Raw genomic sequence first — 7,570 nt, forward strand, 5'->3', positions numbered from 1 at the left:
AGCTTGTGTGTGCTGGGGATGGCCGATGAATACCGGGGCAAAGTCGCAGTGAATGCGCTGTGGCCGAAAACCGTGATCAACACCGCCGCGGTGCAGAATCAGCTCGGTGGCGTACCGGCGGTGCAGGCAGCACGGCAACCGTCCATCATGGCCGATGCCGCCCACGCCATCCTGTCTCGCCCCATGGCCAGCGCCTCCGGGCAGTTTTTCATTGATGAAGAGATTCTGAGAGAAACCGGCACGACGGATTTCAGCCCGTACCGGGTCGACCCGACACTGGAAGACAACCAGCTGCTACCGGACTTTTTCCTGGACTAGGCAGACCAGGCAACCGCACAGGGTGGGCTCGCGGCAGGGGTTACCAAAATTGTCACTTGCTGCCGCACCCCGCCGGCCACCCTGTCCCCTTTTTCATAGCAAATTTTTAAGTCTTTGTTATAAAAAGAGAAAAGCAGAAACCTGCGACTGGCACAGTTCTCGCTTTATTGACCCCAAATCACAGGGAACAGTGCCATGAGCAAGATACTGACCTTACACAAACACCGCCCCGAAACGGCCCTGAAGAACCTGAACCGACTCACCGGGCTGGATTTTCAAAGCTGGCCGGAATCGCTGATCGACAACAGCGACACCACAGTGCGCGCGCAGGACAGCGAAGACACGGACAGGCCGGCCGCCCCGCAACGCGTCAGCCAGCAAGGCTGACACAGGCATTCTGGCAACCGACCGCACGGAAAACAGAATCAGTAGTTGGAAATCAACTTGTCGGAAGACTTCAGTGCCGCTCCACGTCGCTGCATGAACAGCTCCTCCACCACATGGGTCATGGCGGGGTCCGCCAGACGCAGGGAAATCTGCACCTGCTCCACCTCGGCACTCAACTTCAACCGAATGGACCCTGACAACAGGGCACTGCCCTCGCCGCCCACATCGGCCGTATCCACCAGCACCGCCTTATCATTCTTGTTATCAATGTAGCGCACCAGCAGCTGCACCTTGCCCGGCGCGCCGGCAATACGCACCCAGGAGGCCACATTAAATTCCGCTTCCCATTGACGGGCGCGGGCCGGGCGGCCCTCAGCCCAGATTCGGGAAGGCACCTTGGCGATAAACTTTTCAATCATGTCGCTCTCTCTAAGCCGGTACAGTCTTTTTTGCCAGTGTACGCATGGGAAGAAATCCCGACCATGGCCGGTTTGGCGTACTAACTTTGATGGACATCACACCTTGAAACTTCGCCGCCCCTGACTCGATGTCCAATTGTTGGACAGTTATTGCCTGTTCCTGCCTCAACAATCCCTACTCTTTGTCCACGCAGCGCAATAAACGTTGCACAGAAATTCTCTCTTTTTAACACCGGACAACGTTAAGGAATGATCGATATGGGCGAGCTGAAAGATCTCCGCGAACAAAGCGAATCTCTGGTAAACCGTGCCAAGGAACTGGGTAACAAGCTTTACCTGGCCGGCTTGGGCGCCTACGAAAAGGCCGAAGAGGGCTCTGAAGAGCTTCTCAACAAATACGTCGAGAACGGCTCCAAAGCCTTCGGCGACGATGCCGAAAACAAGCCCAAAGCCCTGCTGGCTAGCCGTGGCGCCCTGGTTGCTGCCCGCGAACTGCTCGACAGCGCTCCGGAAAAGCGTCAGGCCCTGTACGAAAAGCTGCTGGAAGCCGGCAAGAAAGAGCGCGGCGAGAAAGCCGAAGAAACCAATGAATACCTGCTGGCCGGCCTGGGTGCCGTTGCCACTGCGCGCGAAGAAGGTGAAAAACTGTTCAACGAACTGGTTTCCACCGGCGAAAAACGCGGCTGATTCTGTTTTTGTGAAAATGTAGTACGTGTTGTTTTAACTCTGTCTTACTCTCCTTTTGGGGCCCCGTTTGGGCCCCTTTTCTTTGTCTGACCCATCCGTCAGCCTGCCTTCCCCGAACTGCCTTCTGGCACTATTGCACCTTGTGCATACGCGGCCCATAGCGCTAGCCTTGATGCAACTGCATACATAACAAGAAAACCCGCGAGGTTTTACCATGGCCGACGATCGTCGCCGAAAACGCCCGACTACTGCTACCGGCCGACTGTTCCGGCTCACCGGCATGACCACCTCTATCGCCACCCGCGTGGCAGGGCATCAGGTCAAGGGGCTGTTCCAGTCGGATCAGTCCAAAGCCGCGGATCGGGAAAAGCTGATGCAACATATCGGCAAGGAAGTGGCCGCAACGCTGGGCGAAATGAAAGGCGCGGTCATGAAAGTCGGCCAGATTGCCTCACAGATGCAGGATATCCTTCCCGCCGAAATCAGCGATCAGCTGAAAGTGCTCCAGAATGCCTCCGCCCCCATGCCATTTCATGTGATTCGGCGACAACTGGAGCGCGAACTCGGCGCGCCACTGAACGAATTATTCACCCGCTTCGATGAACAACCCTTTGCCGCGGCCTCCATTGGCCAGGTACACCACGCTGTGACGCTGGACGGCGCCGAAGTGGTGGTGAAAGTGCAGTACCCGGCGGTCAAGGAATCCATCGACTCGGACATGAAGCACCTGCGCCGTATCCTGCGCCTGGGCAGTTTGCTGAAAGTGGATGAAGCAGCACTGGATGCGGTATTTCGGGAAATTCGCAACCAGCTCCATGAGGAACTGGATTACCGACAGGAAGCCAACAACCTGGAGCACTTTCAGGCCTTCCACCAAGATCAGCCCTGGTTGGTCATCCCTCAGGTTTTTCCTGCCCTCTCCAGTGAGAAGGTGCTGACCCTGAGCTACGAAACCGGCACCGCACTGGACCAGGTGGACGATGCGCACGGCTTCGACCAGGCCACCCGTAACCAGCTGGGTGAACGCCTTTTCGATGCCATTGGTCAGCAGATCTTTCAGTTGCGGGCGGTCCATTGCGACCCTCACCCCGGCAACTTTGCCTTCCGCCCGGATGGCACCATCGTGATCTACGATTTTGGCGCGGTTAAACGCCTGCCCGAACAGGATGCGGAATTACTGAAGCGTCTGGTGCGCACCGCCATCAACAAGGACTGGAGCACTCTGGACACCCTGCTGCTGGAGCTGGGCGCCCGCAAAAAAGATACCCGGGTGAGCGGTGACTTTTATGCGGTCTGGATCGAGCTGTTACTGCGAGCCTTTGATGACGAACCCTACGATTTCGGAGACTCACAGCTGCATACCGACATCATGCGCCAGGTGAAGCGCACACCACTGGAACAGATGCTCAAGTTCCAGCCCTCCTCGCGCAGCCTGCTGGTAGAACGGGTCATCAGCGGGCACTACTGGACGATGATGAAACTCGGCGTGAACACCGCATTCCGTCCCAACCTGGAAAAAGCGATCAACGCCGCTGCGCCCGGGGACTGACCCCCACCAACAGACAGCCTCATCCACCACAAAAAAGCCCCTCACTCGGAGGGGCGTTTTTGTATCCCTGTGTTTGGCTACCGCAATCAGAACGCGGAACGCAGGCCAACACTGATACCGGAAATTTCTTCTTCATCGGTATCCACATAGCGCATGTATTCCAGGTTGGCGCCAACGGTATCGGTAATATTGAAATCCAGGCCAGCACCATAGGACTCATCTTCAAACGTTTCAGTATCGCTGTAGGAATAATCCACACCAGCCACCGTGCCATTGGCCGATACCTTGCCTTTCACCTTGGTATAACCGCCGATGACATACGGGCGAATCGTTTCGCCAATGGGGGCGCCGAGTTTCACGTACCCCCCGTACAGGTGATCCATTTCGAAGTCAGCAATACCCTGGGAGTCTTCGTCAAAACCCAGACCACCACGGGCTTCCAGCGCCAGAAAATCGGTAAACTCAAAACCCGCATTAACCGTGGCCGAGTCAATTTTCAGGGTGTCCGTGTCGTATTCTTCATTGTCGTACTGAATCTGGCTGTAGTTACCGCCAATGTAAGGGCCGGCAGCAAACGCCCCCGGGGCGGCGATCAGTGAACAAGACAGGACCAGTGCATTACGCATAATGACTTTCATACAGGACTCCTTTTCCGTTAAGTCACCGATTTCGAGACCTTATCTGTCGCACAGTTCCAGCGACTACGGTAAATTCTGTAAAATGAATCGATAACACCAACTCCGTATCCACATAACAGTGATAACAGGATCGGGAATGACACAAGGATTCGTCATCATCAGGCAGGGACTTGCCAGCCTCCTTTTGCTCGTACTGGCCGCATCAGCCCACAGCCTGACCCTCACCGATGACCAGGACAGCTACCAGGCGTCACTCGGCATGCAGTGGCTCGACGACCCCCAGCACGCCTATAGCCCGGAAATGGCTCTGCAGGCCTTCCTCGATGGCGCAGGTGAAGAAATTCACGACAAGTACCCCTCTCTGGGTTTTCGTGACGGACCGCAATGGTTCCTCGTGCCGATCGACAATCAGAGCCGCCAGGTATCGTGGCTTGCCCGACTGGGGCGCCCCCATCTGGACTATCTCGATCTCTACCTTTTTGATCGGCAAGGCAAACAGCTGTGGCATAACCGTCTTGGTGATCGCATCCCCTTCGCCACCCGCACCTTTGCCCACAATCATCTGATCTCCACACTCGATCTGCCGGTGCATTCGCAACGCTACCTGCTGCTACGCGCCCAGGGTGACAATGTCATTGAACTGCCGGTTTCGTTGATGTCACCCATCGCTTTCAACCAGCAAGACACCCAGGTATCCATTTTTTATGGGCTGTATTTCGGCGCCATGGTGGCTATTTTTCTGTTCAACCTGCTGATATTTGTCTCCATCCGGGACCGTAGCTACCTGCTTTATGTTCTCTATCTGGGCACGTTCACCCTGAACCTGTTCACCCGCGAAGGGCTGAGCTATCAGTGGCTCTGGCCCCAGGCCACACTGTGGAACCATTACTCATTACCGGTTCTGAATCTGCTGACACTGGCGTTTTCGATTCTGTTTACCTGCCAGTTCCTGGAACTCAAAAAACGCGCACCGGCCATCAATCGCTGGCTGGTGGCCGCCGCCAGCGTGTTGATTCTCACTGCGCCGCTAACCCTGGTGAATTTTCATTTCTTCATTCAGGCGAGTACCGCCGTTGTTCTTCCCTGGCCATTTATCGCCATTGCGTTGTCTATCTGCCTGATCCGGCAGGGCTACAGTCCTGCAAGGTATTTTCTGCTGGCATTTACCGCCGTCGCACTGGCCACCACGGCATACATACTAAAAACCTTTCAGCTTATCGACGGCGGCTGGATACTGGAAAACGTCATGCAGCTGGGCACCTTTACCGAAGCACTGCTGCTGTCCTTTGCGCTGGCGCATCGCATGACCGTACTGAAAAGCGAGAATGTCCGTATTCAACGCGAAGCCAACGAAGTGCTGGAACAGCGCGTCACCGAGCGCACCGGGGAGCTGAATGCCGCGCTCAGCGCCCGCAGCGAATTTCTGGCGGTAATGAGCCACGAAATTCGCACACCACTGAACGGTATTATCGGCACCGTGGACATGCTCAAGGGAGCCTCCCTGGATGATGATCAACGCCACAATCTGAACGTGATTGAACAGTCCGGGAACAGCCTGCTGAACCTGATTAATGACATCCTCGATTATTCCCGCATCGAAGCGGGCAAAATGCCCATCGAGCAAACCAGCTTCAACCTGTTCAACCTGATCAATGAATCCCTGGCCCTGTTCCAGCACAAGGCACACGTTCACTCCAACACCCTGACACTCGACATTGCTCCCCACGTGGGCGAACGCTGCATGGGCGACCCGGTGCGGCTGCGACAAATTCTGGTAAACCTGATCAGCAACGCGGTGAAATTCACCGACAACGGCACCATCACCGTGCGGGTACAGCGGGATTCGGACAACGCGGATTACGCCTTGTTTGAGGTGCACGACAGCGGCATTGGCATTACCGAAGAGCAGCAGCGCCGACTCTTCGACCATTTTCAGCAGGGCGACAGCTCCACCAGCCGACGCTATGGCGGCACCGGCCTCGGGCTTGCCATTTGCCGGCAACTGGTAGAGATCATGGGAGGAGAAATCGGTGTGGACAGCCAACCCAAACAGGGCTCGCGCTTCTGGTTCCGGCTCCCCATCCCATCCACGGAACGTGCCGATACCTTTACCTCGGAACCCGTCGCAGACAGCCTGCGAGGCCTGTCCGGCGGCCTATTGCTGATCGTGGACGATAACCACATCAACCTGATGGTGGCCGAGGGGCTGTGCCAAAAACTGGGCTACGAGACGGAAGTGGCGGAGAGCGGGCTGGAAGCTATCGCCGTCTTGATGTCTGCACAGCAGCCCTTCGACCTGGTATTAATGGATTGCGAAATGCCAGACATGGACGGCTTTGAAACCTCGCGAGCGATTATCAAGCTGCAACAGGAAGGCCGCTTGCCCTGGGTTCCCATTATTGCCCTCACTGCCCACGCCATCCCGGACAAGATCCATGCCTGCCACGATGCCGGCATGATCGGGCATCTGGCCAAGCCGGTGAACCTGGCGCGCCTGCAAACCACCTTGCGGCAGATCCTTCGTGACGCCGGGGCACCACCTTCAAAACCCCATAACCTCTAATTTCAAAAAAACGCCCTGACTAATTCAGCCCCTTGAGCAACGAATCCACAATCCGCTCAAGATCATCCAGTGACGCGCACTGGCGGGCCAGCCGGCAATGGGGCAGATAACGATCCATGACCGCATCGCCGCTGTTCCAGCGGGAACGTGCTTCCGGGTTCAGCCACCACACCTGCTTCACTCTCCGACGAATCTGCTGCAGCACCTCTGCGCCTTCCGGGAGGTTGTTGTTGCGGGCATCACCGAGAATGATAACGGTGGTGTGGCTGTCCAGCTCCCGTTCACAACGGCGCCAGAAATCCGCAAACATCTCGCCGTAATCGGTGCCACTACCGGAAAGACGGTCCAGCACCCGTCCCACCGCCACGTCCGGGCTGTAGCGCTGAAAGTCCTCGCTGATTTCATCAAAACGAGAGGCAAACGCAAAGCTACGCACCCGTGGCAGCACATCATTCATGGCATAGAGAAACTGGAGCAGGAAACGGGCCGCATCGCTCACCGAACTGGACACATCACAAATCACCATCACCCGGCTTTTCTGCACAGGCCGCTGACGCCAGTGCAATCGGGCAGGAACCCCATCGTGACGAATACCGGCCACCAGGGTGCGCCGGGCATCCAGCATGCCGCGCCGGCTTTTCTTCATGCGCCGCTGATGCAGACTGGCCAGGCGCCGAGCCATGCGGCGCACCAGGGTTTTCACTTCCTGGAATTCACGCAAATGCCGAAACGGCACCGCACGCATGGTCTGTTCCCGCAACGCCCTCCCCTTGCCTGCACCATGCAGCAAAAACTGGCGCCGCACATGGCCGGCGGCCTGCTCACGCACTTCCCGTCGCCACTGGCGCAGCGCCTCCGCCCGCGCCTGGCGGGGCGCATCGCCCTGATCCAGCTGCAGAATGCGGTCATCCACCGCCCCCATCCCCATGTTCATCAGCAGGCGACGGGTATACAGGCCCTGCTGGGTAATCACCTCCATCTGGGTGAAATCCATTTGTGCTGCGGCCTC

Annotated in this window: 7 protein-coding genes and 1 pseudogene; 5 read left to right on the forward strand and 3 right to left on the reverse strand. The window is 57.0% G+C overall.

Annotated elements, in window-relative coordinates; all coding sequences use genetic code 11:
• Positions 1-318 (forward strand): annotated as a pseudogene (locus A3754_RS27780) (short chain dehydrogenase); the annotation flags it as partial.
• A 195-nt stretch (positions 319-513) separates the two neighbouring features.
• Positions 514-705 (forward strand): hypothetical protein, encoded by a 192-nt coding sequence (locus A3754_RS16090; protein WP_063520516.1) that lies wholly within the window; start codon positions 514-516, stop codon positions 703-705.
• Between the two features lie 38 nt (positions 706-743).
• Here the strand turns inward: A3754_RS16090 and A3754_RS16095 are convergent, their stop codons facing one another.
• A complete protein-coding gene (locus A3754_RS16095) occupies positions 744-1,124 on the reverse strand; it encodes a hypothetical protein (RefSeq protein ID WP_063520517.1) in 381 nt (126 codons plus the stop codon).
• Between the two features lie 249 nt (positions 1,125-1,373).
• On the opposite strand from A3754_RS16095, the gene A3754_RS16100 reads away from it, so the two are divergent.
• Together A3754_RS16100 and A3754_RS16105 are read left to right on the forward strand one after the other, a co-directional pair.
• On the forward strand, positions 1,374-1,811 hold the full coding sequence (locus A3754_RS16100; RefSeq protein WP_231880653.1) for a phasin family protein: 438 nt from the start codon (positions 1,374-1,376) through the stop codon (positions 1,809-1,811).
• 214 nt (positions 1,812-2,025) lie between these two features.
• Positions 2,026-3,360 (forward strand): AarF/ABC1/UbiB kinase family protein, encoded by a 1,335-nt coding sequence (locus tag A3754_RS16105; RefSeq protein WP_063520519.1) that lies wholly within the window; start codon positions 2,026-2,028, stop codon positions 3,358-3,360.
• A gap of 86 nt (positions 3,361-3,446) precedes the next feature.
• On the opposite strand, the gene A3754_RS16110 is transcribed toward A3754_RS16105, so the two are convergent.
• Positions 3,447-3,998: a porin family protein gene (locus tag A3754_RS16110; protein WP_063520520.1), complete on the reverse strand. Its 552-nt coding sequence runs from the start codon at positions 3,996-3,998 to the stop codon at positions 3,447-3,449.
• A gap of 136 nt (positions 3,999-4,134) precedes the next feature.
• Between A3754_RS16110 and A3754_RS16115 the strand changes: the two genes are divergently transcribed.
• Entirely contained in the window at positions 4,135-6,561 is a 2,427-nt protein-coding gene (locus A3754_RS16115; RefSeq protein WP_063520521.1) for a hybrid sensor histidine kinase/response regulator, read from the forward strand.
• Between the two features lie 19 nt (positions 6,562-6,580).
• Here the strand turns inward: A3754_RS16115 and A3754_RS16120 are convergent.
• Positions 6,581-7,570 (reverse strand): VWA domain-containing protein (locus tag A3754_RS16120; RefSeq protein WP_063520522.1); only part of this gene is annotated, 990 nt, incomplete at its 5' end.

It is taken from the genome of Alcanivorax sp. HI0083 (assembly GCF_001635175.1).

Coding starts and splice junctions, on each gene's coding strand:
- A3754_RS16105 (WP_063520519.1), top strand. CDS start 2,026: ATGGCCGACGATCGTCGCCGAAAACGCCCGACTACTGCTACCGGCCGA.
- A3754_RS16115 (WP_063520521.1), top strand. CDS start 4,135: ATGACACAAGGATTCGTCATCATCAGGCAGGGACTTGCCAGCCTCCTT.
- A3754_RS16090 (WP_063520516.1), top strand. CDS start 514: ATGAGCAAGATACTGACCTTACACAAACACCGCCCCGAAACGGCCCTG.
- A3754_RS16100 (WP_231880653.1), top strand. CDS start 1,374: ATGATCGATATGGGCGAGCTGAAAGATCTCCGCGAACAAAGCGAATCT.
- A3754_RS16095 (WP_063520517.1), bottom strand. CDS start 1,124: ATGATTGAAAAGTTTATCGCCAAGGTGCCTTCCCGAATCTGGGCTGAG.
- A3754_RS16110 (WP_063520520.1), bottom strand. CDS start 3,998: ATGAAAGTCATTATGCGTAATGCACTGGTCCTGTCTTGTTCACTGATC.